The organism is Mucilaginibacter sp. UYCu711 (assembly GCF_050433825.1).
Classification (GTDB): domain Bacteria; phylum Bacteroidota; class Bacteroidia; order Sphingobacteriales; family Sphingobacteriaceae; genus Mucilaginibacter.
This window is the reverse complement of the sequence record NZ_JBNPWM010000002.1, coordinates 202,404-229,392: the sequence shown is the minus strand read 5'-3', so window position 1 is coordinate 229,392 and position 26,989 is coordinate 202,404. Positions and strand designations below refer to the sequence as shown.

Annotated in this window: 23 protein-coding genes and 1 tRNA gene; 14 read left to right on the top strand and 10 right to left on the bottom strand. The window is 41.8% G+C overall.

The genetic code is table 11. The annotated features are described in order from the left end of the window. Positions 1–119: 119 nt before the first annotated feature. The gene (locus ABIB50_RS05095) at positions 120–608 is read right to left on the bottom strand and encodes a hypothetical protein (protein ID WP_429377815.1); all 489 of its coding nucleotides are present in this window, start codon (positions 606–608) and stop codon (positions 120–122) included. A 273-nt stretch (positions 609–881) separates the two neighbouring features. Beyond that, the gene (locus ABIB50_RS05090; RefSeq protein ID WP_429377814.1) at positions 882–2,876 is read right to left on the bottom strand and encodes a hypothetical protein; all 1,995 of its coding nucleotides are present in this window, start codon (positions 2,874–2,876) and stop codon (positions 882–884) included. Positions 2,877–3,039: 163 nt separating this feature from the next. Here ABIB50_RS05090 and ABIB50_RS05085 point away from each other — a divergent pair, with 163 nt between their 5' ends. From ABIB50_RS05085 to ABIB50_RS05070, 4 genes are read left to right on the top strand one after another with little or no spacing between them, the layout of a single operon-like run. Next, positions 3,040–6,540: a DUF4175 family protein gene (locus tag ABIB50_RS05085; protein ID WP_429377812.1), complete on the top strand. Its 3,501-nt coding sequence runs from the start codon at positions 3,040–3,042 to the stop codon at positions 6,538–6,540. Beyond that, the gene (locus ABIB50_RS05080; protein WP_429377810.1) at positions 6,530–6,964 is read left to right on the top strand and encodes an ATP-binding protein; all 435 of its coding nucleotides are present in this window, start codon (positions 6,530–6,532) and stop codon (positions 6,962–6,964) included. The genes ABIB50_RS05085 and ABIB50_RS05080 overlap by 11 nt, the downstream gene beginning before the upstream one ends. After that, complete coding sequence (gene ybeY / locus ABIB50_RS05075) at positions 6,964–7,395, top strand: rRNA maturation RNase YbeY (RefSeq protein WP_429377808.1); 432 nt, start codon at positions 6,964–6,966, stop codon at positions 7,393–7,395. The genes ABIB50_RS05080 and ybeY overlap by 1 nt, the downstream gene beginning before the upstream one ends. Positions 7,396–7,439: 44 nt before the next feature. Further along, positions 7,440–7,952 (top strand): glutathione peroxidase, encoded by a 513-nt coding sequence (locus tag ABIB50_RS05070; RefSeq protein WP_429377807.1) that lies wholly within the window; start codon positions 7,440–7,442, stop codon positions 7,950–7,952. Positions 7,953–8,049: 97 nt separating this feature from the next. Here ABIB50_RS05070 and ABIB50_RS05065 read toward each other — a convergent pair whose 3' ends face one another. The 5 genes from ABIB50_RS05065 to ABIB50_RS05045 all read right to left on the bottom strand — a co-directional run bounded on the left by ABIB50_RS05065 (position 8,050) and on the right by ABIB50_RS05045 (position 11,836). Then, positions 8,050–8,616 carry a TetR/AcrR family transcriptional regulator gene (locus ABIB50_RS05065; RefSeq protein ID WP_429377806.1) on the bottom strand — a complete coding sequence of 189 codons (567 nt, stop codon included), beginning with the start codon at positions 8,614–8,616 and terminating at the stop codon, positions 8,050–8,052. A gap of 74 nt (positions 8,617–8,690) precedes the next feature. Further along, positions 8,691–9,473, bottom strand: a complete 783-nt coding sequence (locus ABIB50_RS05060) for an MlaD family protein (RefSeq protein WP_429377805.1) — start codon at positions 9,471–9,473, stop codon at positions 8,691–8,693. Continuing rightward, positions 9,470–10,261 (bottom strand): ABC transporter ATP-binding protein, encoded by a 792-nt coding sequence (locus ABIB50_RS05055; RefSeq protein WP_429377803.1) that lies wholly within the window; start codon positions 10,259–10,261, stop codon positions 9,470–9,472. The genes ABIB50_RS05060 and ABIB50_RS05055 overlap by 4 nt, the downstream gene beginning before the upstream one ends. Before the next feature lie 3 nt (positions 10,262–10,264). Next, positions 10,265–11,044: an MlaE family ABC transporter permease gene (locus tag ABIB50_RS05050; protein WP_429377801.1), complete on the bottom strand. Its 780-nt coding sequence runs from the start codon at positions 11,042–11,044 to the stop codon at positions 10,265–10,267. A gap of 78 nt (positions 11,045–11,122) precedes the next feature. Continuing rightward, entirely contained in the window at positions 11,123–11,836 is a 714-nt protein-coding gene (locus ABIB50_RS05045; protein ID WP_429377799.1) for a pirin family protein, read from the bottom strand. Between the two features lie 84 nt (positions 11,837–11,920). Between ABIB50_RS05045 and ABIB50_RS05040 the strand changes: the two genes are divergently transcribed. The 5 genes from ABIB50_RS05040 (at position 11,921) to ABIB50_RS05020 (ending at position 18,514) form a co-directional block, all read left to right on the top strand. Then, the gene (locus tag ABIB50_RS05040; protein ID WP_429377798.1) at positions 11,921–12,577 is read left to right on the top strand and encodes an NAD(P)H-binding protein; all 657 of its coding nucleotides are present in this window, start codon (positions 11,921–11,923) and stop codon (positions 12,575–12,577) included. Then, entirely contained in the window at positions 12,574–14,442 is a 1,869-nt protein-coding gene (locus ABIB50_RS05035; RefSeq protein WP_429377796.1) for an ABC-F family ATP-binding cassette domain-containing protein, read from the top strand. The genes ABIB50_RS05040 and ABIB50_RS05035 overlap by 4 nt, the downstream gene beginning before the upstream one ends. Next, on the top strand, positions 14,442–14,681 hold the full coding sequence (locus tag ABIB50_RS05030) for a CBU_0592 family membrane protein (protein ID WP_429377794.1): 240 nt from the start codon (positions 14,442–14,444) through the stop codon (positions 14,679–14,681). Before ABIB50_RS05035 ends, ABIB50_RS05030 begins: the two co-directional genes overlap by 1 nt. Before the next feature lie 211 nt (positions 14,682–14,892). Then, entirely contained in the window at positions 14,893–16,758 is a 1,866-nt protein-coding gene (gene mnmG, locus ABIB50_RS05025; RefSeq protein ID WP_429378467.1) for a tRNA uridine-5-carboxymethylaminomethyl(34) synthesis enzyme MnmG, read from the top strand. Positions 16,759–16,870: 112 nt separating this feature from the next. Further along, on the top strand, positions 16,871–18,514 hold the full coding sequence (locus tag ABIB50_RS05020; RefSeq protein ID WP_429377792.1) for an Ig-like domain-containing protein: 1,644 nt from the start codon (positions 16,871–16,873) through the stop codon (positions 18,512–18,514). A gap of 225 nt (positions 18,515–18,739) precedes the next feature. Here the strand turns inward: ABIB50_RS05020 and ABIB50_RS05015 are convergent, their stop codons facing one another. Further along, a complete protein-coding gene (locus tag ABIB50_RS05015) occupies positions 18,740–19,258 on the bottom strand; it encodes a gamma carbonic anhydrase family protein (RefSeq protein WP_429377790.1) in 519 nt (172 codons plus the stop codon). 84 nt (positions 19,259–19,342) lie between these two features. Between ABIB50_RS05015 and ABIB50_RS05010 the strand changes: the two genes are divergently transcribed. Both ABIB50_RS05010 and ABIB50_RS05005 read left to right on the top strand, forming a co-directional pair. Then, positions 19,343–19,888 (top strand): hypothetical protein, encoded by a 546-nt coding sequence (locus ABIB50_RS05010; RefSeq protein ID WP_429377789.1) that lies wholly within the window; start codon positions 19,343–19,345, stop codon positions 19,886–19,888. Between the two features lie 10 nt (positions 19,889–19,898). Beyond that, positions 19,899–19,971, top strand: a tRNA-Gly gene (locus ABIB50_RS05005). 83 nt (positions 19,972–20,054) lie between these two features. Here the strand turns inward: ABIB50_RS05005 and nadB are convergent. Further along, positions 20,055–21,647 carry an L-aspartate oxidase gene (gene nadB / locus ABIB50_RS05000; RefSeq protein ID WP_429377788.1) on the bottom strand — a complete coding sequence of 531 codons (1,593 nt, stop codon included), beginning with the start codon at positions 21,645–21,647 and terminating at the stop codon, positions 20,055–20,057. Between the two features lie 408 nt (positions 21,648–22,055). Here nadB and nadA point away from each other — a divergent pair, with 408 nt between their 5' ends. Further along, positions 22,056–23,048: a quinolinate synthase NadA gene (gene nadA, locus ABIB50_RS04995; RefSeq protein ID WP_429377787.1), complete on the top strand. Its 993-nt coding sequence runs from the start codon at positions 22,056–22,058 to the stop codon at positions 23,046–23,048. 161 nt (positions 23,049–23,209) lie between these two features. Here nadA and ABIB50_RS04990 read toward each other — a convergent pair whose 3' ends face one another. Beyond that, on the bottom strand, positions 23,210–24,667 hold the full coding sequence (locus ABIB50_RS04990) for a DNA/RNA non-specific endonuclease (protein ID WP_429377785.1): 1,458 nt from the start codon (positions 24,665–24,667) through the stop codon (positions 23,210–23,212). A gap of 273 nt (positions 24,668–24,940) precedes the next feature. On the opposite strand from ABIB50_RS04990, the gene thiL reads away from it, so the two are divergent. Both thiL and ABIB50_RS04980 read left to right on the top strand, forming a co-directional pair. Next, the gene (thiL, locus tag ABIB50_RS04985) at positions 24,941–25,993 is read left to right on the top strand and encodes a thiamine-phosphate kinase (RefSeq protein WP_429377783.1); all 1,053 of its coding nucleotides are present in this window, start codon (positions 24,941–24,943) and stop codon (positions 25,991–25,993) included. Positions 25,994–26,112: 119 nt separating this feature from the next. Continuing rightward, entirely contained in the window at positions 26,113–26,976 is an 864-nt protein-coding gene (locus ABIB50_RS04980) for a hypothetical protein (RefSeq protein ID WP_429377782.1), read from the top strand. Positions 26,977–26,989: the final 13 nt, after the last annotated feature.

Here is a 26,989-nt window from a genome sequence, read left to right as displayed (position 1 = left end):
TTCCGCAAGTGGGAAAGAGGGCGACTTAAAAGAATACAGGTCGTATCCCACCCTCTTTCCGCCGAAGGCGAAGAGAGGGTCGCGCTCGAAGAGTCGCGGGCTGAGTAAACGCGCGCCGCTTATTTACCACTCTTCCTCCCCACCACCATACCTGGCCTTTTCTTTACCGGCGAAATAGATTTTACGATGGTTGTTCCACGTGGCACATTGGCAAGATTTTTAGCTTTATTAACTGAGAAACGATAGGCATCGGCTATGAGTTCGGTGATATACCCGGCGGGGAAATCTTCTTTATTTTCTACCTTGATATAGCGGTATTGGCTGCCGTTACCCAATAACATCTTTTTCGGATCGGCTATTTTGGCACCCCAATAAAATCCGAAATGCACGTATTTATCATGGGGCACCGCAATCGAACAGAAAGTATCACCCAGCGTATGCGACGGCGACCAGCCAAACGCCACGGCGTTGTAGTTGTCATAGATCAGCTCGTTACTTTCCGGGTAAAGGTCCCAAACAAAATCGCGCAGCCAAAGCGTAAGTTCCTGGATTCTCGGGGTAAACGGGCGGAGGAACAGTAAGAGGTCGGTGTTGTCTTCTTTTGCCATGATGTGTTATAAATTTCATTTCAACATACATTAGTCGGATTACCACGAATGTATATCCAAACCAGCAAGAGCCGTAGGCTCGATACATTTTGTAGCCGCGGGTTTCAACCCGCGGTAAACGCCACCTACCGTTCTGAGTGCCGTAGGCACGGTCCATATAATATGCGTCGTACCTACGGCACTCCATAATTTCTTTTTCGTAAACCCCGGGTTGAAACCCGTGGCTACAATATTGGCCGAGGCTACGCCTCTTTGGATTCGTTCAAAAACCAGCTAGTTTTTCGCCTTCAACTCCCAATGTTCACCAAAAAAGCCAGCCTTTTCTATCTTCCCCGGATGCACAAAATCCGGCGGTGTATTTAAATCAACCACCGCCCAATCCGGCAGCATTGGGATTTGTTTGGAATTGTTTAAATAAGCGTCTTCCCTAAAAGTAAACCCGCTGTTTAATACGATGTAATGTTTTTGATTTAATGGGTTTGGATAGATCATGATCAGTCCATGATCTTTTGCTGAATAGCTTGCAGGGCCCGCCTGTATATTATTGGCAACCCATTTTATGGGTAGCTTGGCGTTCAGCTTCGCTATTAGTTTATTGCTTTGCGCATCGCCAAAAACGATGAGGTTTGATGCCATGTCTGCCTGGGTTATCTCGCTGTCCATTTTAACAACCGGGTCGCCGCGAAACTGCATGCGCCATTGGTCGATGAAGCGGTTCATTTCGGCTTTGCTCCATTTGTCAAACAACACATTCTTGCTTGTGCCAGATGGTTTAACTATTATAAACGCCGACATGAACGCATCGTCGATAGGTCCTTGCAGGTTGTGTCTTTTTAAAAGCTGCGGATAAGTAATCACGCCTCCCGGCCATCTTGCGCCCTCCTTATGAGATACAAGCGTATCATTGTCGGCAATTATCTTTAGTTTAACTGCATCATTGTCAATAATTAATGTCAGGTTATCACCTACTGCAAAATGTTTGGGTAGCTGGTTCATCACAATACTCACCTCACTTACATTCTGTGTTTTAAGTGTTATTGTATTTCCTATGATGCTGCCGTCAACCCGCGCCTTCTCCCACTCCTCGCCCATGGCATCAACCTGCAGCCAATACATACTATTATATTTTAAAGTATAAGTGATAAAATGTATTTCTGCGGGAGATGGTTTTTTGCCTTTCGACTGCTCAATCGTCAACAAACTATCAACCGTTTTGGCAGCCGCTTTGGTATAGCCATGCCCCATGTTGATACCCCAAATACGGTTTAGCTTCAGGCCTTCCTTTTTCATGGCAATTTCCATTACATCGGCAGCTTGTTGTTGCGGGTCCTTGTCGCCGTTGTAGGCATATAGGGGTAGGTTTGATAGGTTGCTTGCATAATCGGTACAATCATACAAATGCCAAAGCTTGCGCTCATAATCGGTAGGGTGCAGTTTTTCGTGACCGAACTTGTCCATAAAATCAACCGTTTCAGCAAAGCCTGCGCCGGGGTTTGCCGCCAGCCACATATCAGGGTAATGCACCGCAAACTGCCAGGCCGCCGCGCCACCCATGGAAAAGCCGCGGTCGAACAAGCCATTATCGTTTATTTTATATTTCTTTTTTACATCAGCCAATGCTTCCAGCACATCAACCTCGCCGGCAAACTTAAAGGCGTTGCAATAACGGCCATAGGGGTATAGCATAATGGTGTTCTTCATGGCCGGCATTGCTCCGGCAAAACCTTTACCACCCGCTATAAAACTTACTTCGCCCAGGGTCTCGCCGCGGCCGTGGAACCATAAAGACAAATCGAACGCATTCCCATCTGCCGAATAATTATCAGGCACCGTAACCCCATATGGCTGCACAGATCCATCTATCTTTGAGATATAACCACGCACCACTTCGCCTTTTTGGCTGGCCCAGGGTGCCTGCTTTTCAGCAAGACTTTTGGCACGGGCCAATCCTTCCTGCAAAATCTTTTTCCCGGCAGCCACATCCTTTTGCGAGAAAAATTCCTGGTATCTTATGGCATAGTCAACCGCCTTATAGTAAATCTGCACATCTGGCAACAGGTTGGTTATAAACGGATCTTTTTTTTGTTTCAGATTATCAATCTCCTTGCCTAAAGCTAACAGGTTCGCACCTAATTCGTCGCGGTCGTTGTCCGCTACCTGTACGCCTTCGGGCGGGATCCTTTTTATAGCGGGCACAATGCCTTGTTGCGCAAAAACAGGGGCGCAGCAAACTGTAAAAACAAATAAAAAATTAAGTAACCGGGTCATGTTATTAGTTTCGCTTTTTAAAAGTAAACAATTGCATTAATTATGTTATTAATTAGCTTTTATTTTTCATTATCTTAGTTTCCCGCAATTAAATTTTAATTACTTATAATTTCCGGCAATTTTTGTAGTTTAAAGATTTAATAGCGTTATTTTAGGAACAAATATGCAATCAACTGAAAACTATAATGTTCTGATCGATAAGATCAATACTTTCACCCGGAAGTATTACCTGAACAACCTGTTACGGGGGTTGATATTTTTGGGCGCGGGCTTGTTTTCGGCCTACGTGGTTATTACGCTTAGCGAGTACTTTGGTAACTTTAATTCATTCTTTCGCGGTGTGCTGTTTTACGGGTTTATCCTGCTAAACCTTGGCCTTATTGGCTGGCTGGTTATCCCTTCGCTACTGGCCTACTTAAAACTGGGTAAAACTTTAACACATGATGAAGCAGCCGAAATTATCGGCAAGCATTTTAATGATGTTAATGATAAACTGTTAAACACCCTCCAGCTTAAAAAGCTTTCGGGCGAAGATGAGCGCCACCGCGAGCTGATAGAGGCCAGCATCGATCAAAAAATTGAAAACTTAAGGCCGGTTCGTTTCCCATCGGCCATTAACATAAAAGACAACAGCCGTTATTTAAAATGGATATTAACACCGGTAGCTATAATTATAATTATTGGCTTAGCCGCGCCGTCAATTTTAACCGAGAGCACTAAAAAGATCATCCGCCATAACGAGTATTTCGCGCCGGTAGCGCCGTTTAAGTTTGTGGTGTTGAATGATAACCTGTCGGCGGTGCAGGGCGAGGATTTGAAACTCGACCTAAAACTAACCGGCAATCAGCTGCCTGCCGATGTATATGTAGAAACCGCCAACAATACTTTTAAATTGGATAAAGACGCGGTTACCAAATTCCATTACCTGTTTACCAACCTACAGCAAAACACCACATTCAGACTGGTAGGCAATGGCTTTACCTCGCAGCCTTACGAGATCAGGGTAAACCTGCGCCCGTCATTATTACATTTTGATGTAGAGCTTAAATACCCGGCATACCTGCATAAAACAAATGAGACATTAGCCAATGCCGGCGACCTGACCATCCCGGCAGGCACAACAGTTAAATGGCTTTTTCATACACAAAACGCTACAAATTTGGAGTTTGCGATGAATAATAAGCTGCATAAACTAAGCCCGGTAAGCAACGATCTGTTTGAACATACCGAGCGTGTAAGCCAGCCATCTGTTTATAAATTAAATCCGCAAAACGCGGTTGTTTCACAAAGCGATTCGGCATCATACCGTATAAATACGATTGCCGATGAGGCACCAACTATCGGAGTTGAAGAAAAACCGGACTCGGTTAGCCTGCAGGCTTTTTACTTTAATGGTAAGATTCAGGACGATCATGGCTTTTCGTCATTAACCTTCCATTACCGCATTGGCGCACCCGGCGATAAGAGTGCGGAACGAGATATTGTAAAATCGGTTAAAGCCGATCTGAACCAGTCGCTATCAGATTTCTTTTATTTCTGGAACCTAAAAGAGTTGGGAATAAAACCCGGCGACCAGGTAACTTACTTTTTCGAGGTGGCTGATAATGATGATGTGAACGGCCCTAAAAAAGCCCGTACTGCTGAACGCACTTTGCATATGCCTGATGAGAACCAGCTGCGCGAGGAGTTAAACGCGGGAACGACAGGTGTTAAGCAAAAAATGCAATCGGCCATAAAAATGGCCGACCAGATAGAGCGCGACTCGAAAAAGCTGGATCAAATGCTTTTGAACAAAAGCAGCCTCTCTTTTGATGAAAAAAAACAGGTGGAAGACTTGTTAAATAAACGCAAAGAACTGGACGACCTGGTAAAACAAATACAGGCCGACAATAAAAAGAACCTGTATAACCGCCAGCAAACAGAGCAAAACAAGGAATTGCTGGAAGAGCAGAAGCAGATAGAGAACCTTTTAAACAATGTACTTGACCCAAAAACCAAGGAGCTGCTGCAAAAGCTGCAACAGTTAATGCAGCAGGGGCAAAAAAATGATACCCGCGAGGAATTGTCAAAAATGAACACCGACAATAAATCGCTCAAAAAAGAGCTTGACCGGATGCTGCAGCTGTATAAAAAGCTGGAGTTTGATCAAAAACTGAATCAGAACATTAGTCAGCTAAAAAAACTGGCGGAGAAGCAGGAGCAGCTTGCCGAACAAAGCAAAACCAACGACCAGAAAAAGGCGGACGATAAACAGCAAGCAGCCGATAAGCAGAACGACAAGGCTGGTGATGATAAAAAGCAAGGTGATAAACAGGATAAAGCCGGCGATGATAAAAAACAAGGCGATAAACAGGACAAAGCGGACGACAATAAAAAATCTGACGAGCAAAAAGCTGCTGACGATAAAGAAAAAGCCGACCGTTTAGAAGAACAGCAAAAAAACCTGAACAAAGAATTTGAGGATATAAAAAAGAACCTGGATGAGTTGGATAAATCTGAAAACAAGCAGGATTTTAATAACCCCGAGAAAGAAGAGAGCGAGATTAAAGACGAAATGCAGGAAAGCGCTAAACAACTGGCAAAAAACAATAAGCCAAAAGCTTCTCAATCACAAAAAAGCGCCGCGCAAAAAATGAAGCAAATGGCCCAAAAAATGGAGCAGGAGCAGGAAGAGCAGGACGAAAAGCAGGTAGAAATTGATGCCAAACAATTGCGAGAGTTATTAAAAAGTTTAGTAAACAGTTCATTTAACCAGGAAAAAACAATGGAGGCCCTTAGGAGCATGGGGCCATCTGATCCGAATTATGTAACACAGGCGCAAACACAAAAAAACATAAAGGATAATTTAAAAACCGCCGAGGATAGTTTATTTTCGCTCAGTAAACGTATCCCTCAAATACAATCAACCGTACACCGCGAAATAACTGCAATAAACACACAAATAGGTAACGCCCTTGAAAATTTAGGCGAACGCCGTACTGCCGAAGCCAACCGCAATCAGCAGTATGCCATGACGTCTATGAACAATTTGGCATTAATGTTGAGTGATGCGCTGTCGCAATTGCAGGATAAGATGAGCGAGAAAAGCGGCAAGGGTAAAAAAGGCAAGCAAATGTCGGTTAAACAATTAAGACAGATGCAGGAAAAGCTGAGCCAGAACATGCAGAAAGCGCGCGAGCAAATGCAAAAAGAAGGCAATGACCCTAAAGGGCAAAGCCAGCAACAACGCGGGCAAATGAGCGAACAACTGGCAAAAATGGCCCGCGAGCAGCAAATGATCCGTCAGCAATTACAACAGCTGGATAACGAGGAAAGTAAAAATGGGGGCGCAGGCGTAAAAGATGCTGATAAAATATCCCAACAAATGGAACAAATAGAAAAGGATATCGTAAACAGGAAGATAACAGACGAGGCGCTAAACAGGCAGAAGGACATTCATACCCGTTTATTAGAAGCCGAAAAAGCTGAACAGGAACGTGAACAGGACAAACAAAGAGAGAGCCATGTTGGCAAGGATATGCCACCGGGCTACGTAAAAGCGCTACAAGACTACCAACAAATAAAAGGAAAACAAACAGAACAAATTAGAACCGTCCCTCCGGCTCTTAATTTGTATTATAAGCAAAAAATAAAATCGTATTTTGATCAACTTAATGCAAAATAATATGGACCAGGCACCTATCCAAACCACCGAGCTTTATACTTTACAACTACCGTCCAACCGGGAGAGTATAACGTTATTGGAAAATTTGATAGAAGAAATCGCCGACAAACACCAGGTGGAGGATGATATTTTTGCCAATATGATGACCTGCCTTAATGAGGTTGTTACCAATGCTATAGTACACGGTAACAGGCTTGACCCCAATAAAAAGGTTATTGTAAATGTAGAGGTTGATGCCAAACGTGCTACGTGGACCGTTACTGACGAAGGCGAAGGTTTTGATTATAACAACCTGCCCGACCCAACCGCCGAAGAGAACCTGGAAAACCTTACCGGCCGTGGCGTATTTATTATTAAACACCTTGCAGACCAGTGTGTGTTTAACACCAAAGGCAACGAGGTTGAATTGCTATTTAAGTTATAATGCCCGCTATCCATTTTTTTGAAGAGGACGTAACCTACAAACTAAAAGATAAGTTAAAAGTAAAGCAATGGATAAAAGACACCATTGTGGCCGAAGGTTATAAATTACAGGATCTTACTTATATATTTTGCTCGGACGCGTATTTGCTGCAAATAAACCAGCAATACCTGGATCATGACACCTACACCGATATCATTACGTTTGATAACTCTGAATATGAGGGCGATATTGTTGGCGATATCTTTATCTCTATCCCCAGGATCCGGGAAAACGCGGTAAAATTCAGTGTGTCAGAGGCTGATGAATTACATAGAGTTATCATCCACGGAGCTTTACACTTACTTGGCTATAAAGATAAAACCCCGGCTGATAACAAAAATATGACACAAAAAGAGGATCATTATTTAGCTAAACGTCAATTTATTAGCTAATTTTACTTTATCAACTCACAAATTAAGTAACCAATTTTAACAACATGAAAATATTAGCATTAGTTTTCGCGCTTCTTTTTGTAAGCGCACCAGCGTCCGTTTATGACTTTAAACTGAAAACCATTGATGGGGGTAACTTCTCATTGAAAAAGTACAAAGGCAAAAAAATATTAGTGGTTAATACAGCATCAAAATGCGGCTATACTAAACAATATGCCGACCTGCAAAAGCTATCAGAGTTATATAAAGACAAATTAGTTGTAGTGGGTTTTCCGGCAAACAACTTCGGTGGCCAGGAACCGGGTACAGAGCAGGACATAAAAACATTTTGCCATGATAACTTTAACGTTACTTTCCCAATGAGTGGAAAGGTTAGTGTTAAAGGCGATGACATTGCGCCTTTGTTTAAGTATTTAACCGAGACTGAAAATCCTGATTTTACCGGCGAGATCAAATGGAATTTTGAGAAATTTTTGTTAGACGAGAACGGTAAATTAATTCATCGTTTCCGCTCGGCTGTGACGCCAATGGATCCAAAAATTACTGCAAATTTATAGGCTTATCAACGCTATAAAAGAAAAAGCCACCAAAATTGGGTGGCTTTTTCTTTTATAGCATATTTTTGGAGAACACTCTGGCTATATTTATTCGATCCTACATATACTTCATCATATCCCACAGCATGTCATAGCCTTCGTTAATTATCCTTTCTTTCTCTTCCGCATCAAAATCGCCGGCAATTAAATATTGATAAATGCCGTAAACATGCCCATTAAACATGGATATAATCAGGCTAACCGGTTGTTGTTTTAATAATTTTTTACGGACCCCTTCGGCAATAAAACCGGCGTAACCTAAATTTTGCTGTTCTAAAGTTTCTGCGGATACGTGTGCCAGGTGCGGCGAAAAGTTAAACTGCTGGATATAATAAAACTTGTCGCGATTTGTTAATGCCCAGTTAACGGAATGTATAAAAATATTCCTGAACTTTGTGGTTATAAAATCGTCGCGGTTTATAAAAGCCTGCACGTTATTGGCGTGCTCATCCTTAATTTTATTATACAATGCCACAACCAGGTCGTCCTTGGTTTTGTAGTGATAGAAAAGCGTGCCGTTTGCCACGCCCGCTTCGGCCGCTATTTTGGCCGTTGGCGTCCCATGGAAACCGTCGGCCACAAACAACCGCAATGCCGTTGCCTGTATTTGTTCTTGTTTACTCACTATTATAGACTGATTAGTCTATAAATATAAAAATATTTTAACTTTTTCTTTAAATATTTTCCGTTAATTTTTTGTTATTGTTTTGCTGCTTTTTTAGCCGCTTTTTCTTGCTCTTTCTCAGCCTTTTCGCCTGCTTTTTTTATTGAGTCTTGCTTGGCCTGTGCGGCTTTCTTTTTCTTATTAAAGAATCCTTTTAGTAAAAAATTGCTTTGAGCGGCCTTCAAATCTTCGTTTAGCGTACTGGTAGTTGCGTGTACCGTTTTCATGGTGGTTTTTGCCTGGGCTACGGTCTTCTCCATGTCGCGGGCCATTTTATCATTATTTAATAAGCGGCCTATACTGCCCTGGCCGCCATTTACCTTAGCCACAATCTGCGATAAGCCGTCAATAAGCGACCCTGCATTATCCGCCATCTTAGTAAACTTGGCAATGATCTTATCAACATCAACCGGGTTTACAGAAGCTATCTGGTCGCCGTCATTTACCATCTCAGTAGTGTTAGCGCCGCCTGGTGATAGTACAACCAGCTTGTCGCCCATCAATCCATCACTTCCAATGCTCATTTTAGCATCTTTTTTAACAAATTTCTTAACGTCATTGTCTATGTTTACGGTAACTTTTACTGCTGTGTCGTTAATAATCGCTATATCATCAACCACACCAACGTTAATGCCCGCAAACCTGACATTATTACCAACCTGCAATCCGCTTACGTTTTTAAATGTGCCGCTAAGCTTGATGGTAGAGCTAAACAGGTTTTTTTGATTACCTATAAAAAATATGGCTGCTATCAATACCAGCAAGCCAATGAAGGTAAACAGGCCTATTCTTATTCTTTGTGATGGGGTAGTTTTCATGATATATCTTTAAAAAATGATTGTACAATTTTGTTCTTTGATTTTTGCAGGCCCTCAAATGTGCCCTCTTCTATGTATTCACCGTCGTTCATAATTACTATACGGTCGGCGGTTATGCGTGCGCATTCCATATCGTGTGTGATGATGATGGATGTTGTTTTATATTTTTTCTGCATGTCCAGTATTAGCTCGCTTATCTCGCGCGATGTTATCGGGTCAAGTCCGGTTGTCGGCTCATCATACAGCATGATCTCGGGCTTTATGATAAGTGTCCTCGCCAGGCCTGCTCTTTTACGCATCCCACCTGATAGGTCTGACGGCATCTTATCAGCAGCATCAGCCAAGCCAACAGCTGTTAAAATTTCTTCCACACGTTGGTCAATCTCCGGTTGATCGGTAAGTTTTAAAACCCTTGTAAGCGGGAATTCCAGGTTTTCGCGCACCGTCATAGAATCATAAAGCGCGCCGCTTTGAAACAGGAAGCCTATTTTCATGCGCAGTTCTTTTAGTTCTTTGTCCTTTAGTTCCGCTACTTCCTCACCAAAAACTTTAAGGGTGCCGGCATCAGGCATCAGCATGCCTACAATGCATTGAATGGTGACTGATTTTCCCTGGCCCGACCGGCCCAGTACAACCACATTCTCTCCACGATGAACAGTAAGGTTGATATCGGTTAAAACATCCTTGCTGCCGAATGATTTTTTGAGGTTCCTTATCTCAATGATCACCTCGTTTTTATCATGGGTCTTTTTCTCTGTTGGCTCGGCCACCGTCTCTTTCTCTTCCATGATCTATTTATAAAATAATAAACTGGTTATCTGTACAGCGATGGCATCAATAACAAAGATCCATAACGATGCGGTGACCACAGCCGAGTTTGCAGCTAATCCCACACTTTCGGTCCCTTTGCTTGAATGGAAGCCTTTATAGCAACCCACAAAGCCTATTGCAAGGCCAAAAAAGATGGTCTTGATAAACGCCGGCATAAAATCGGTATAATCTAAAGACGCTATTACTTTGGTGGCGTATAATGATAAGCTGATATGATCGCGCAGGTTTAGGGCTAAAAACCCGCCAAACAGGCCTATAACGTCGCCAATTACAGAAAGCAGGGGCACCATAAGCGTGGTGGCCAATATCCGCGTAACAACTAAATATTGAAGTGGGTTAGCGCCTGAAACATCCATGGCATCCAATTGCTCGGTAACTTTCATGCTGCCCAGCTCGGCACCAATACTTGAAGCTATTTTACCGGCGCAGATTATGGCGATAATAACAGGGCCAATTTCGCGTACAAAAGAAACAGAGAGGGTTTTGGGCAACATGCTTGCTGCGCCAAACTCTACAAGGGTGGGCCTTAATTGTAAAATTAAAACCACGCCCATTATAAAGGAGGTGATACCAACCAACATCATTGATCGGTACCCTATTTCATAACATTGGCGAACAAATTCAGACCATTCAAACCCGCCAACAAATATGTTTTTGATAAAGCGGGTAAAAAACGATACTTGCTCGCCAATGTCTTCCAGCCACTTTTTCCAGCCGGGTATAGTAATTTCTTCTGCCATGGTTATGCTATTAACGTACTAACAACAAAGTTTTGCTTAATTGTTTTACGTTCGATAAACCAACCCAAGGCAGCGGCTTTATTTAAGCATCGGCACTTCTATGATGAGTATTTTAGTAGTCGCCTGGGTATCAATAGTTATCGAACTCATACCATCAACACCAAATGCGTCTTTTTTGTTTAGAATCTGCCCATCTATTTTAATTGCCCCATCCAAAACAAATATATAAGCCCCATTTCCGGCGGTTTTTATATCGTAATTAATGGTTTGTCCTGCTTCAAATTCACCCATAGAGAATGTCGCATCCTGGTTAATCCATAAGGCGTCAACATTTTTATCACCGGTTACCAGCGTAGTAAACTCGTTCAGTTTAAATTGATCTTTAAAGTCCCGCTGATCATATCTTGGCTCGATGTTCCTGAATTTTGGAAACAACCAGATTTGTAGCGTATTAGCAGCTTCGGTTTTTGAGTGATTATATTCTGAGTGCTCAACACCGGTACCGGCACTCATTACCTGCACTTCGCCGGCATGTATTACTCCTATATTACCCATACTGTCTTTATGTTCAAGTGCGCCTTGTAATGGGATAGTAATAATTTCCATATTATCATGCGGGTGAGCACCAAACCCCATTCCCCCGGCTATAATATCATCGTTCAACACCCTTAGGGCACCAAAATTAACTTTATCCGGGTGATAATAACCTGCAAAACTGAATGAGAAATTGGCTTTTAACCATCCGTGATCGCTTGTTCCCCGCTCATTGGCAGGATAAAAAATACTTTTCATATTGTCTAATTTGTGTGTTTAAACATACAATAGTTATTCCACAAATTAATTATATGTATTTTTGCAACAATTTGGTATTCCGGAATGACAAAAAAAGCAATAATTATAGGTGCAAGCGGACTAATTGGCAGTAAACTGTTAGCTATCCTTTGTACCCAGCCGGATTATAGTGAAATTTTAGTTATTGCCCGCAAGAAAACCAGGACCTCAAATACTAAAATTACGCAGTTGATTATTGATTTTGAATATCTTGATCACTATACTAACTTAATAACCGGCGACGTTGTATTTTGCTGCATGGGTACTACTAAAAGCCAAACACCTAATTTAAAGGAGTATAGAAAAATAGATCACGACTACCCGGTTAGGTTAGCAGAGATTGCATTAAAGAATGGCATTGATGAATATCACTTCATATCGGCTATAGGCGCAAATTCTGAATCATCTAATTTTTATACTAAGATGAAAGGAAATACAGAGGAGGATCTTAAAAAAATAGGCTTAAAAAGCCTGCATATTTATGAGCCCTCTGTACTAATCGGGTATAGAAAAAAGTCGAGGCCCCTTGAGCGAATAGCGGTTTTAGTAATGAAAATAATAAACCCTTTTTTAATTGGGCGCTTAAAAAAGTATAAAGCTATTCAAGCAAGCGACGTTGCCAAAGCCATGTATAAACAATCATTAAAAAATAAAAGAGGTGTGTTTATTTATACATCTGACAAAATAAAACAAAAAGCGTGAGTACTTATATATCTGTAGAAAATCTTGGTCACCAGTTTCATGATAATTGGCTGTTTAAAAACATAACCCTGGGTATAAACCGCGGGCGCCGTGTTGCGCTTGTGGGTATAAACGGTGCGGGTAAATCAACCTTACTAAAGCTGTTGGCCGGCCAGTTTATACCAACCGAGGGCAAGGTTGTGCAGACAAAGGATCTGCGCATGGGTTACCTTGAACAGGACCCCGGATTTAAAGATGCCGTTACGATAAGCGACTACATTTTCCATAAGGATAATGTGCAGCAACAAGCTATCCGTAAATATGAAGAGTTATTGGAGAATGATCCCGATAACGCCGCTGCGCTAAACGACGTAATGGAAGAGCTAAGTGAGGTTGATGCCTGGGAGTACGAGTATAAGATCAAAACAATTTTAGGCCGGTTGGACATCCACCACCTTAACCAAAGTATTACTACCTTATCGGGAGGGCAAAAGAAACGTTTGGCTTTGGCTAAGCTGCTGATTGAGGATCCTGAGCTATATATCCTGGATGAGCCAACTAACCATTTGGACATTGATACTATTGAATGGCTGGAGAAATTATTGACCGAAGGGTCAAAAACTATCCTGATGGTTACGCACGACAGGTATTTCCTGGATAACGTGTGTAATGAGATCCTGGAAATTGACCGCGGTAAGATCATCCCCTACGTGGGTAACTATGGTTATTATTTAGAACGGAAGGCAGGCCGTGACGCTTCAGATGACGCCACGTTCCAGAAAAACTCTAATCTTTTACGCAAAGAATTAGAATGGATGCGCCGCCAGCCAAAAGCCCGGGGCACCAAATCAAAGGCTCGCCAGGATGCTTTTTATGAGCTTGAGGAAAAAACGCAGAACCGTGGGCCAAAGCAAAACGTTGAGTTAAGTGTAAAAACCGCGCGCCAGGGTAATAAGATCATGGAGATACATGATATAAGTAAGGCTTTTAACGGCAATACTTACGTGGATCACTTTAATTACATCTTTAAAAAGGGCGACCGGATTGGCCTTGCCGGCAAGAACGGCAGCGGTAAATCGACACTATTGAACATGATCACCGGTAATTTGAAGCCGGATAGCGGTCATATCCAAACCGGCGAAACAACCGTTTTGGGCTATTTCCATCAATCTGGCATTGTATTTAAGGATGAAGAGCGGGTAATAGATATCGTTAAAAATGTAGCAGAGTTTATTACTATGGCCGATGGCAAGCTGATCTCGGCATCGGCCCTGCTTACCTTGTTTCTTTTCCCGCCGGCTAAGCAGTATGGCTTTATCTCAAAGCTAAGCGGGGGCGAGAAAAAGAGGTTGCAGCTAATGAGCATCCTAATGAAGAATCCTAACTTCCTGATCCTGGATGAGCCCACTAATGACCTGGATATTGACACACTGAATGTATTGGAGGAGTTTTTAACCAACTATTCGGGTGTGTTAATGATCGTATCTCACGACAGGTATTTGCTGGATAAGTTAACCGAGCAGTTATTTATCGTTGAAGAAAAAGGCCACGTACGCATCTATAACGGTAACTATTCATCGTACCGCCTGGAGCAGGAAGATCAAAAACAACAAGATCGTGCTGATAAAGCATCCGGTACAGTTAATACAAATTCTTCATCTACCCCTAAAAACAAGCTGAGCTTTAAACAACAGAAAGAGATGGATACACTGGAAAGTGATATTGCTAAGCTTGAAGATAAAATTAAAGAACTAAACAAAAAGCTAAACTCAGGAATAGATAATACAACTATTGTAGATACAGCTAAGAAAATAACCGACCTGACCAACGACCTGGACGAAAAAACCATGCGCTGGTTAGAGCTAACAGAACTAAAAGAGGCCTAATGAAGCTATCAGATATTATCGCGTCATTAGGTGTTATTATACTATTGGTAGCGTTTTTACTAAATTTATATAAGAAGCTGGAGGCGAACAGCCGTGCTTATTGTGCGATGAATTTTATAGGCGCGGCAATGTGCGGGGTGTCTTCCTATATGATCAGCTTTTACCCTTTTGTAGTTTTAGAAGGTATATGGGCGGGTTTTGCGCTGGTATCATTTATAAAAGTTTCACGTGGAACATAGTGAAAGTGCCTGATTATAGCTAAAAAGTGCCCGGGTAACACCCATATAACACCGTCCAGTTGCCGGATAAGCACCACATAGTACCCATGTTTCACGTGGAACACGGGTACTCATTGGTTACTAACCGCATACGGACAAAGACCCATGTTCCACGTGGAACATGATTAAGAGATTGAAGATTTAATGTTCCACGTGGAACATGGAGGTTAAAATGTTTAAGAAATACGACGTAATTGTAGTTGGTGCCGGCCATGCCGGTTGTGAGGCAGCGGCAGCGGCGGCCAACCTGGGATCGTCTGTATTATTGATTACCATGAACATGGGGACGATAGCACAGATGAGTTGTAATCCTGCCATGGGCGGGGTTGCCAAGGGGCAAATAGTGCGCGAGATAGATGCCATGGGTGGTTACTCCGGCATCATAACAGATAAAACATCTATCCAGTTCAGGATGCTTAACCTGTCTAAAGGGCCCGCTATGTGGAGCCCAAGGGCACAGAGCGACCGGATGCGTTTTGCGGAAGAATGGCGACTGGCATTAGAAAGAACACCAAATGTTGATTTTTGGCAGGATACGGTTAACTCGTTATTGGTAACCGGGAATACTATCAAAGGTGTACGTACATCCTTGGGAATAGAAATAGAAGCCGATGCTGTAGTACTAACCAATGGCACCTTCATGAACGGCCTGATCCATATAGGCGAGAAAAAGTTTGGCGGCGGCCGGGCTGCAGAGAAAGCATCAACCGGGATAACCGAACAATTAATAACCCTTGGCTTCGAATCAGGACGAATGAAAACGGGAACCCCACCGCGTATTGATGGCCGCAGCCTGAACTATTCGGTAATGGAAGAGCAGTGGGGCGATGAGGGAGACAGGGGCCGGTTCTCCTATACCGACGTCAAGCAAATCGAAGAGCAACGCTGCTGCTGGATAACTTATACCAATACCAAAGTACACGAAACATTAAAGGAAGGCTTTGAAAAATCGCCCATGTTTACCGGGCGGATCAAAGGGTTGGGGCCCCGGTACTGTCCATCCATTGAGGATAAAATAAACCGCTTTGCCGAGCGCGACCGTCACCAGATCTTTGTTGAGCCGGAAGGCTTACATACTGTCGAAATCTATGTAAATGGATTCTCTACCTCGTTGCCAGAGGACGTACAATACAAAGCATTGATCCAAATCCCGGGCTTTGAAAAAGCTAAAATGTTTCGCCCCGGCTATGCTATCGAATATGATTACTTCCCGCCTACCCAGTTAGGGCTGACGTTGGAGACCAAATTAATAAGCAACCTGTATTTTGCCGGGCAGATAAATGGTACAACCGGCTATGAGGAGGCAGCATCACAAGGCTTCATCGCGGGCATTAACGCGCATCAAAAATTAAAGGACAAACATGAGCTGATTATGAAGCGATCAGAATCGTACATCGGTGTATTGATAGATGACCTGGTAACTAAAGGAACTGAAGAGCCTTACCGGATGTTTACCTCGCGGGCCGAACACCGTTTGTTGTTGCGCCAGGATAATGCCGATATCCGCCTCAGTCCTATCGGCCACGAATTAGGTTTGATAAGTGATGAGCGTTTGGACAAAGTAAAAGCGAAAGTAAAAAACTCGGACGATATTGTAGCCTATACCCGCAACCGGTCAATAGACCAGGCAAGCGTTAACCCGTTACTGGAAGATCTGAATACTTCGCCGGTACAACAAAGTACCCGGTTGTTCAATTTACTGGGTCGGCCACAAGTTTCTTTTAACGACCTTAAGGGGGTTAACCCCGACCTGGCCGGCTACTTATCAAACTTTGATAAAGAAACAATTGAGCAGGCTGAAATAAAAATTAAATATGAGAGTTATTTTGAAAAGGAAATGGATATTGTAGAACGGATGAAAAAAATGGAGGACAAAGAAATTAACCCCGATTTTAATTATCACCAAATGCAATCCTTGTCAAAAGAGGCGCGCGAAAAATTGATGAAGATAAAACCACGTACTTTGGGCCAGGCATCCCGTATTTCGGGGGTGTCGCCGTCTGATATATCTGTTTTGATGGTTCACATGTCAAGATAGATTATAACTTATTGTAAATCAATTAATTATAAAATATTAATTTTAAGCCATTATTTTTAAATCCGAGGGGTAATCTTCATAAAAAACAAAAAATCGTTTATTTCGCTTAAAAATGACGTTAAATAAAAAAAGGCCTTTTTTCACTAAAATTTTCTGGGTTTTTATCGCCTCATTGCTGGCTTTAGGCTGCGCGGTACAACAAAGACCACAGGGCGGACCGCGCGACACCAATCCGCCAAAATTATTATTGGCGACGCCGGCCAAACTCACCCATAATTTTAAAGCAAAAGAGATCCGCCTGGATTTTGACGAATATTTTAAACTGTCAAACCAGTTCCAGGAATTTACTGTTTTCCCCGCTCCCGACAAAATACCGGATTACAAGGTGCGCCAAAAAAGTCTGATCATCGAATTAAAAGACACCTTGCTAAAAAACACAACTTACGTTATCAACTTCGGCAAAGGAATCCAGGATGTTAACGAAAGCAACGTGCTTAAAAATTTCACTTACGTTTTTTCGACGGGTGACCATATCGATTCGTTAAGCATATCAGGTACGGTTACCAATAACCAAACGCAGCAAAAAGAATTGAATGCTACGGTTATGCTTTTTTCGCTTAAACAGGATTCGCTGCTGTTCGGTAAAAAGAAACCAAGCTTATATACCACGACAGATTCATCGGGCAACTTTACGTTAGGTAATTTAAAGGAAGGTGTTTATAAATTATATGCCCTCAAAGAACAAGGCGGCGACAAGATCTATAATAACGATAACGAGCTGATCGCATTCGCGACCAACCCGATAAACTTAACGCACGATACCAGCAATGTCAGGTTAAAGCTTTTTAAACAAGAGCCATCTAAAATAAGGTTTGTCGACCGGAAGTTTAATAATGATGGGGCCATGTATTTTACTTTAAATAAGCCACTCAAAAAACCGTCAGTAAAAATAATTTATCCGCCCGGCCTGGATGAACAGAAGATAGTTGAATTTAGCAGGACGGGTGATACCGCTACTGTATATTCGAAGAACATGGATTTCGATTCGGTACGGGTAGCTTTTTATGATGATAACAAGCCCGTTGATACAACTTCTTTACGCAAGGCCCGTAAAGAATCTTTCACCAGGAATATAGCTTTCAGGTATGGTGTAGATGCTAACTCTGAATTGAGGCCGGGTGCAGATTTAAAGATCTATTCGAGCCTGCCGATAGAGACCTTCGAGCCGCAACTGATCACTTTAAAAGAAGACTCAAACTTTGTTAATTTTACCCTTGTTAAAGATACCGGTACCACTAAAAGGCTCACTTTAAAATATCGCTTTAAGCAAAAATCAAGCTACCTGCTGGATATGAATGAAAGTGCTTTTGTAAGCATATATGGTGATAAAAATAAAAAGCAGGGCAAAAGGTTCACCGTTAGCAAACCCGAAAACTTTAGCAATTTAACTTTAAAAGTAAGTGTACCGGATAGCACAAAAATGTATGTTGTTGAATTGCTGGACGAAAATAAGAACCCTTTACGCAGCGATGTAATAACCAAAAAAACCACGCTCGTTTATCGTAATTATTATGTAGGTAAGTTTACGGTAAGGGTAGTTTACGACGGTAACAAAAACGGCAAATGGGACTCGGGCAGTGTAAAAGACCGCCGCCAGCCAGAAAACATTTGGGTATATGATAAAGCATTTACCCTGCGGCCAAACTGGGAACTGGAAGAAGCCGTAGATATACCGAAGGAAGTTATTACGCCGTAAATTTAGGTATCCAAATATCAAGAGCCATCGGCTCGGCAAATATTGTAGCCACGGGTTTAAACCCGTGGTAAACAAATTCCCAAACGTTATCGAGTGCCGTAGGCATGATACATATTATATGGGCCGAACCGACGGTTCTTTTATTGTTCTTTTGCGATTTTCACCGGGTTGAAACCCGGTGCTACAATATGAAGCGAGGCTACGCCTCTGTTTATTTAAATCAATCTAACTCTCTTTAGTAAACCAACCCGAGTACATCACATAATTATCAGGCAGCTTATCCAGCATGGCGAGTTGTTCGTCGGTTAAGGGTTTTATTTTTTTGGCGGGTGTACCGGCGTATAAGTAGCCCGATTCGCAAACGGTGCGCTCTAACACTACCGAGCCTGCCCCTATTATTACGTACGCTTCAACCACGGCATTATCCATTACAATAGCGCCCATGCCTACCAGGGTATGGTCTTTTAAAGTACAGCCATGCACCAGCGCGTTATGCCCGATGGATACGTAGTTGCCAATATTTGTAGCAGCACCGTTGTAGGTACAATGGATGACGGCGCCGTCCTGGATGTTGGAGTTATTTCCTATCCTGATATAATTAACATCACCCCTGATAACCGCATTGAACCATACCGAACATTTATCGCCCATTACAACATCGCCAACTATGGTAGCGTTTTCGGCAATGAAACAGTCTTGTCCCCATGATGGGCTCTTATCTTTTACGGGTAGGATTACGGGCATTTTATCAATGAGTGATTGAGTGAATTATTGAATGGGTGAATTTACAATTACTATTCTTTATATTTGATTTAAACCTATTTAACCATGAAAAAACATATTGCCTTATCACTCCTCGTCCTGGCTATGGCCGGCAGCAGTTTTGCGCAACAAGTTAAACTCAATAAAGATACCTCCGGATTTGCAAAATCTCCGCTTTATGTTTTTAAAGTTTATGGCGATAATCAAGAATTTACCGCGGCACCGTTGCTTGGTTTAATTGACCAAAACTTAATTGCCAGTATGGAGATACTTAAAGATAAAACTGCCGATGATATGTACGGTGCAAAAGCCAAAAACGGTGTTATCATTATCACACTAACTCAAGGCACAGAAATACATCCACTTACCTACCTTCTGGATCAATTTAATATCAAACCAAAGTTTAGAACGCTGCCTTTGTATATAAACAATACATTGACCAGGAGCACTACAGATATGTTTTATGCGCCCAATAAAATTAAAACGGTAACGATTGAAAAAGAAAAAGGTACAGGCATGAAGTATGTTAGTATTATAACTAATGATTATTCGCCTAACGCTGCTCCGGATAAGACGTTTAGGATAAGGGGTGAAGGCACATCGGGGATGTAATATTCGATAAGCGAAAATAGCTCAGTTGGTAGAGCATCAGTTTCCCAAACTGAAGGCCGCGGGTTCGAATCCCGTTTTTCGCTCAGCTCACCCAACTTACCCAGGAAGGGAGGGCTTTAAAAGCATTTATTAAAAGTCTCCCCTTCCGGGGGAGATTTAGAGGGGGCTAAAATACCGTATCCTCCAAAACCTCCTGATGGTTCGGATAATCTGTAGTAAAATGCAGGCCCCGGCTTTCTTTACGCATCATGGCAGATTTTACGACGATGTAGGATACCTGTATCAGATTGCGCAGCTCGCAAAGCTTAACGGATAGTTTGGTTTGTTTATAGAACGCTTCTGTTTCTTCATACAATAAACCTAAACGGCGCATAGCTCTTTCCAACCTGAAATCAGAACGGACGATACCTACATAATCATTCATCAGCTTTTGCATTTCGCGGATGTTGTGGGTAACCAGGATATCTTCATTTGATAGTTTTACACCGTGTTCATCCCAGTCGGGTATGTTTCCAGGGATAATAATAGCTTCAAATTTATCCATCGCGTTTTTATAGATGCGATGCGCAAAAACCAGCGCCTCTAATAAGGAGTTGGAGGCTAACCTGTTAGCGCCATGCAATCCAGTTGATGAACATTCGCCACAGGCATATAAGCGTTGAATAGATGACTGTCCATAATGATCGACCATTACTCCGCCACACATATAATGACAGGCCGGCGATACGGGTATCATATCCTTGGTCATATCAATACCGATCTCTAAACACTTTGCATAGATATTTGGGAAATGAGTTAACAGATCTTTTTTACTGCGGTGACGGATATCAAGGTAAACAAAATCTTCGCCCGATTTTTTTATCTCGGCATCAATGGCACGGGCAACGATATCACGCGGCGCTAATGATCTGCGCTCGTCATACTCCTGCATAAATTCTTCGCCGTTGGTTCTTTTTAAAATCCCGCCAAAACCACGTACTGCTTCTGATATCAGGAAAGAAGGATAATCGCCCGGGTTATATAAAGCTGTTGGATGGAATTGGATAAACTCCATGTTTCTAACCTTGCCTTTAGCCCGGTAAACCATGGCCACTCCGTCACCGGTTGCAATAGTCGGGTTAGTAGTTACCGAATAGATATGCCCCGCACCTCCCGATGCCATAACGGTTACTTTGGATAAAAACTTTTCAACCTCGTTAGTAACCGTATTTAAAGCATAAATACCATAGCAGGTAATATCGTTTGATGATTTATCTACAAACTCTCCTAAATGGTGTTGGGTTATTAAATCTACAGCAAAATAATGCGTTAGTATTTCAATATTTGGGTTTTTATGGATCTGTTCTAATAGCGAACGTTCTATTTCAAACCCGGTAATATCTTTATAATGCAGCACCCTGAATTCAGAGTGGCCGCCTTCTTTTGCCAGGTCGTAATACCCATCATTTGTCTTGTCGAAACTGGTTCCGTAATCAATAATTTCATTAATTCGGTCCGGTCCTTCTTTTACTACAATTTCTACAACTTCTTTATCACATAGCCCATCGCCGGCAATTAAGGTGTCGTTTATATGTTTTTCAAAAGAATCTTCCTTTTTATCCACAACCACCGCGACACCTCCCTGGGCATATTTAGTGTTTGATTCATCCTCGTTTGATTTTGTAACTATCAGTACCTTACCATGCTTTGCGGCTTTAAGTGCAAAACTTAGCCCGGCAATACCCGAACCTACAACCAGGAAATCGACTGATTTTGACATAGAAAATGTGTTAGATGTGTAAAATTATAAAGTATGTTAACAATAGGGTTCAAAGATGTTAATTTTGTGTAAGCAAAAAGCTAACAAGTATTTTAAAAGTGGATAACCTTGCTTTTTGATGATAATAGTAAGAATTTTTAAGCGACTTTTGCATCGTTTTAACAACGTAACTAACATTACAAACATCAGTAAAATATTAACAAATAAGTTTTTTAAATAAAAAGTGATTATCAAACAAATCTCATAATCAGTATAATAAATAATAAAACGTATTAATAAGCTGTTAGTAAATAGTTAAAAACAATATTTTCATAAAAACGTCTGCCTACTTTTAAACATAACTAACACACCAATAACAATAGTTTCTTTTTATATAAAAAAATCATTGTTATTAATTGAATTGTTGAAATGGATATCTTCGAAGAAATAAAACTGAAAGGCTACGCCGAGGAATATATAGACCCAACGCTTGATCTTTTTGATGAGATAGAAAAACTTAAAAAAGAAAAAAATGCTGTCATACTTGCGCACTATTACCAGGATCCCGATATACAGGACATTGCAGATTATATTGGCGACAGCCTTGGGCTATCACAAGAAGCTGCAAAAACCAGTGCCGACATTATTGTATTTGCCGGTGTACACTTCATGGCCGAAACAGCAAAGATACTATCACCCACAAAAAAGGTTTTACTGCCCGATGCAAAAGCAGGATGCTCGTTAGCCGACAGCTGCCCGCCGCATTTGTTTAAAAAATTCAAGGAGCAATACCCGGATCACCTGGTGATAACTTACGTGAATTGCACTGCCGAACTTAAAGCAATGAGCGATATTGTTTGTACATCAAGCAACGCCATAGCAATTGTAGAAAGCTTACCTATCGACCAAAAAATTATCTTCGGCCCGGATAAAAACTTAGGTGCTTATGTAGCTAAAAAAACAGGCCGCGACTTAGTATTATGGAACGGTGCCTGCATGGTGCATGAAATATTTTCGAGAGAGAAAATTACCAAGCTAAAGGAACGTCACCCCGGGGCTAAATTACTGGCACATCCTGAGTGTGAAGATGTAATACTGCAAATGGCCGATTACATCGGATCGACCACCGGCATATTAAAATATGCTACCAATCATCCCGATAAAGAATTTATTGTAGCTACCGAGCCGGGCATTATTCACCAGATGCAAAAAGATAACCCTGATAAGGTGTTTATCCCCGCGCCACCGAATAATAATTGCGCGTGTAATGATTGCCCTCACATGAAAAGAAACACGCTGGAGAAGCTTTATTTATGCCTTAAAAACGAAAGGCCCGAGATTGATGTTCCGGCAGATATAATTGAAAAAGCAGTAATACCTATTGAAAGAATGCTGGAGATCTCGGCAAGGCTGGGTTTGTAGCCCCCTCCGCCCCCCAAAAGGGGGGTACTTTCTAAAAAGGTTAAATAAAAAAGGCCCTTGATGTTTGTCAAGGGCCTTCCTTATATGTAAAACCTGGTTTCCCAAAAAAATTTCCGGCCCTCGGCCGTACTATAGTGTCGCCGGGGGGCGCGATTTTTTTATTAGTTTCCGGAATCCTTCTTAGTCTCTACAGCATCTTGTACAGCTTGCGGTAAATTTGATAATAAATTATAACCGGTAGCTGTTTCTATATCGCGTACCGTAACTATATAGTTTTTCCAATCGGAGTTTATGCTGTTAACGTTGGGAGTATTAACGGCGAGAACCCTTGTTGAAGCAGTAACCCGACTCAGATCTCCTGTGCCTGCCGGGATAATAACGGCAACTTTCCAAACATTGCTGGGCACAGTTACGTGCCCATTGTTTATAGTAGTAACAGTTGTTGAGCTTGCTGAACCTACACCACCAGTGCCATAGCTACCCATAATGATATAAACTTCATTACCCGAGGATACCTGTTGGCGTAAATACGCTTCTAAATTATTCCAGGTTTGTTGGTTATTTTGAGGCGCCTGCGGGATCATGTTAGTCATAAGGAATGTAGCTGAATTAGCATTCGCTGAACTGGTCCGATCAGCCGACGGGCAATTATGCCCCCTGTCGAACCCTGAACCACTATAACTGTTACTTTGTACAGCATACCAGGTTGGATCTATGCCTGTATAAGCTGCAAAATTATCTAAGCGCGGAGTAGCATTAGTAGTATTAGTTGCATCCAAATGCCAGCTTACCCAGTTAGGTGTACCCCTTACATTACTGTATGATTCTACATAATAACCGGCATCTATTAAATAATTGGTATTAGAAACTACAGATGGTGTGGCGCCTGATGGATTACCGAAAAACATATTGCTGTTTTCGCCAGTAGTTGGTGGGGCATCGGCACCTATGGTAACACCCCTTGGTGTAGTTGCAGATGTGGTTTTTGTAGTATCAGGACCCTGGGTATCAGGTATACCAACAGTTATGCCGGCATCGCCTTTTCCTTTAAAGGTAATATCATCAATATTAACACGCGTGGTGCCTGTTTTTGATATTTTGAACCTTACTTTAGTTGTTGCTGTAACTGCAAAAGAGTCGGTAACCAATGTTGTTGATGTTTCATTAATAGCAACACCTAAATCGGTATAGGTTGCGCCACCATCTGCCGACATGGATAACTTCCAGGTAGATGCTGCGTCGGCACCATATTTAGCGTGTTTTATAATGATCTTGTTTACGCCGTTCACATCAAAATTCATGTGGATATCGCCGGTACGTAACCTAACAGCTTTACTACCATTTTTAACGTCTGTGGCTAAACTTCCTATTACTGCATCGTCAAAAGCCCATGAACCGGTAGTAAGTGTTACATTATCAAGTAAGTAACCCCCTTTTGTTCCAACCTCAAAATCTTCTGTAATAGCATATGGTGTTGCAACTGTACCGGTTGAACCTGTGCTACCGGTTGTTCCGGTGCTGCCTATAGGTCCCGGATCAACTGTACTGCTTTTCTTACAACCCGCTACAGTTATAACTGTAGCAAAGCCTACATAAATAAGTATTTTTCTGAAATTCATAAATAAATGTTTTTTTGGTAAATATCGGGATCAAATGTTAATTGCACGTTAATTTTTTTAAATCACCATTAAATAACAATAAAATTGTGATAGTTTTTTAATAACGTGCCTCTTAAAAAGTTGTTTTAGTAGTATTTAGCTTAATTTGATTTAAGCTTTTGTATTTTTGCCGACTTAGGATTTCACAGATTTAAGAATGATTTCACAGATCAGTCTAATTCCGAAAATAAATCAGTGTAATCATTAAATAACATCAGTGTAATCATCAATAATATGTTTGATAATAAAGAAAAAACCAATATAGAAGCCTTAGGCGAGTTTGGCCTGATCAATCACTTAACTAAAAATATACAGCTGGTGCAAAAAAGTACCATTAAAGGTGTGGGTGATGATGCCGCTGTACTTGATTTTGAAGGAAAAAGAATGTTGGTATCAACCGATATGCTGCTGGAAGGTATTCATTTCGACCTGGCTTATACCCCGTTAAAACACTTGGGCTATAAAGCTGTACAGGTAAACCTGAGCGATATTTACGCCATGAACGGCACCGCTACCCAGGTAACTGTTGCTATCGGCATGTCAAGCAAATTCCCTATTGAAGCTGTTGAAGAAATTTATGAAGGGATTTACATTGCGTGCGAAAAATACGGCGTGGACCTGGTAGGTGGCGATACATCAGCATCAAAACAGGGTCTGGTATTAAGTGTAACGTCAATTGGTTATGCCAATGCCGAAGATGTGGTTTATCGTGATGGCGCGCAGGAAGGCGACCTGATCTGTGTATCGGGCGATTTGGGTGGCGCGTACGTTGGCCTGCAATTATTAGAACGCGAGAAACTGATCTATTTAGAAAATCCGAATATCCAGCCCGACCTGGAAGGTAAAGATTATATAGTTGAGCGCCAGTTAAAACCAGAGGCACGACGTGATATTATAGACCTGTTAAAAGAGATTGATGTTAAGCCTACGGCGATGATAGATGTGTCCGACGGGTTAGCGTCAGAGATCATGCATATCTGTAAGCAAAGTGCAAAAGGCTGCAGTATTTACGAAGAAAAAATTCCGCTTGACCCGATGACCTTTGAGACGGCCCGCGAATTTAACCTCGACCCAACGGTTTGCGCCTTAAGCGGCGGCGAAGATTACGAGTTACTTTTCACCGTTAAACAAGCCGATTACGAAAAGATCAAGTTTAAAATGGATATCACCATCATAGGCCATATCACCGAGCCGGCATCAGGTTGTAATTTGATAACAAAATCGGGCATGGTGCATCCGTTAAAAGCGCAGGGCTGGAACGCGTTTCCTAAGAACGAAGGCGAATAACCTTCGCTAAAAAATTTTTCGGCGCCTTCGGCGCTTTTTTTTTGCCCGAAATTTTCTCTGTTATTGGTAACAATATTTATACATTTAAATGAAATTGTAAATAACCTAACCAATTAGCCATGAAAAAAATTTACTACCTGATTGTTTTAGTGGGCCTGTCTACAGCTTTAAAAGCCCAGCAATCAGCTTTGTTTAAATATAAATACCTGCCAAAACACACCTATAAAATAAACATGAAAATGCTTATGGGGATGGAAATGGCTATGGGCGGCGATTCGGCTACCGTTGCTAAACTTAAGGCGCAGGGCGCCAAGCAACCTATGGTAATGAAAATGGATATGAGCCTTGGCGCCAACATAATTACCGGTGCTTTAGGTCCAACCCAAACGTTCCCGTTCGAAATGAGCTATAACGATATTACAACAAAAATGACGATGAATGGCCAGGAAACCCTTATGCCAAAAAACCCTATCGCTGGCGAGAAAATGATAGGCGAATGTGATGCGGATGGAAAGTTGCGTGTGGATAAAATTAATTCGACAAGCGCCAATGAGCAATTAAAAGCCGCGATGACTGACATGATGAACAAAATGCAGGCCCAGATAAAATTTCCTGAAAAGCCGCTAGCTATCGGAGACTCATTTACCCAGGAGATACCCATGAGCGTACCAGCCGGGGTTCTGAACATGGATATTGTAATAAAAACAATTTATAAGCTTACCGGCTTAAAGGGTACGCAAGGCTATTTTGATACAGATATGTCCATGGAGTTTAATATGAATACCGAAAAAAATGGTGTTGCCCTGGTTGGAAAAGGTACCGGCAACGGCATGGGTAAAATGGTGTATGCTATTGATAAAAGTTACCCGGTAGCCATGGACACCGATTTTGATATGATCTTTAACATGGCCGTAAAAGAAATGAAGATGGACATGAAGATGAAAATGAAATCAAATATCCAGAATGACATAAGTGCGAATTAATAAACAGGCCTAA

What these genes read in the sequence shown, in the direction of transcription:
- ABIB50_RS05040 (WP_429377798.1), top strand. Translation starts at nt 11,921, where the DNA reads ATGACAAAAAAAGCAATAATTATAGGTGCAAGCGGACTAATTGGCAGT.
- ABIB50_RS05020 (WP_429377792.1), top strand. Translation starts at nt 16,871, where the DNA reads ATGACGTTAAATAAAAAAAGGCCTTTTTTCACTAAAATTTTCTGGGTT.
- ABIB50_RS05045 (WP_429377799.1), bottom strand. Translation starts at nt 11,836, where the DNA reads ATGAAAAGTATTTTTTATCCTGCCAATGAGCGGGGAACAAGCGATCAC.
- ABIB50_RS04980 (WP_429377782.1), top strand. Translation starts at nt 26,113, where the DNA reads ATGAAAAAAATTTACTACCTGATTGTTTTAGTGGGCCTGTCTACAGCT.
- mnmG (WP_429378467.1), top strand. Translation starts at nt 14,893, where the DNA reads ATGTTTAAGAAATACGACGTAATTGTAGTTGGTGCCGGCCATGCCGGT.
- thiL (WP_429377783.1), top strand. Translation starts at nt 24,941, where the DNA reads ATGTTTGATAATAAAGAAAAAACCAATATAGAAGCCTTAGGCGAGTTT.
- ABIB50_RS05070 (WP_429377807.1), top strand. Translation starts at nt 7,440, where the DNA reads ATGAAAATATTAGCATTAGTTTTCGCGCTTCTTTTTGTAAGCGCACCA.
- ABIB50_RS05055 (WP_429377803.1), bottom strand. Translation starts at nt 10,261, where the DNA reads ATGGAAGAGAAAGAGACGGTGGCCGAGCCAACAGAGAAAAAGACCCAT.
- ABIB50_RS04990 (WP_429377785.1), bottom strand. Translation starts at nt 24,667, where the DNA reads ATGAATTTCAGAAAAATACTTATTTATGTAGGCTTTGCTACAGTTATA.
- ABIB50_RS05010 (WP_429377789.1), top strand. Translation starts at nt 19,343, where the DNA reads ATGAAAAAACATATTGCCTTATCACTCCTCGTCCTGGCTATGGCCGGC.
- ABIB50_RS05060 (WP_429377805.1), bottom strand. Translation starts at nt 9,473, where the DNA reads ATGAAAACTACCCCATCACAAAGAATAAGAATAGGCCTGTTTACCTTC.
- nadB (WP_429377788.1), bottom strand. Translation starts at nt 21,647, where the DNA reads ATGTCAAAATCAGTCGATTTCCTGGTTGTAGGTTCGGGTATTGCCGGG.
- ABIB50_RS05080 (WP_429377810.1), top strand. Translation starts at nt 6,530, where the DNA reads ATGCAAAATAATATGGACCAGGCACCTATCCAAACCACCGAGCTTTAT.
- nadA (WP_429377787.1), top strand. Translation starts at nt 22,056, where the DNA reads ATGGATATCTTCGAAGAAATAAAACTGAAAGGCTACGCCGAGGAATAT.
- ybeY (WP_429377808.1), top strand. Translation starts at nt 6,964, where the DNA reads ATGCCCGCTATCCATTTTTTTGAAGAGGACGTAACCTACAAACTAAAA.
- ABIB50_RS05090 (WP_429377814.1), bottom strand. Translation starts at nt 2,876, where the DNA reads ATGACCCGGTTACTTAATTTTTTATTTGTTTTTACAGTTTGCTGCGCC.
- ABIB50_RS05095 (WP_429377815.1), bottom strand. Translation starts at nt 608, where the DNA reads ATGGCAAAAGAAGACAACACCGACCTCTTACTGTTCCTCCGCCCGTTT.
- ABIB50_RS05085 (WP_429377812.1), top strand. Translation starts at nt 3,040, where the DNA reads ATGCAATCAACTGAAAACTATAATGTTCTGATCGATAAGATCAATACT.
- ABIB50_RS05015 (WP_429377790.1), bottom strand. Translation starts at nt 19,258, where the DNA reads ATGCCCGTAATCCTACCCGTAAAAGATAAGAGCCCATCATGGGGACAA.
- ABIB50_RS05050 (WP_429377801.1), bottom strand. Translation starts at nt 11,044, where the DNA reads ATGGCAGAAGAAATTACTATACCCGGCTGGAAAAAGTGGCTGGAAGAC.
- ABIB50_RS05030 (WP_429377794.1), top strand. Translation starts at nt 14,442, where the DNA reads ATGAAGCTATCAGATATTATCGCGTCATTAGGTGTTATTATACTATTG.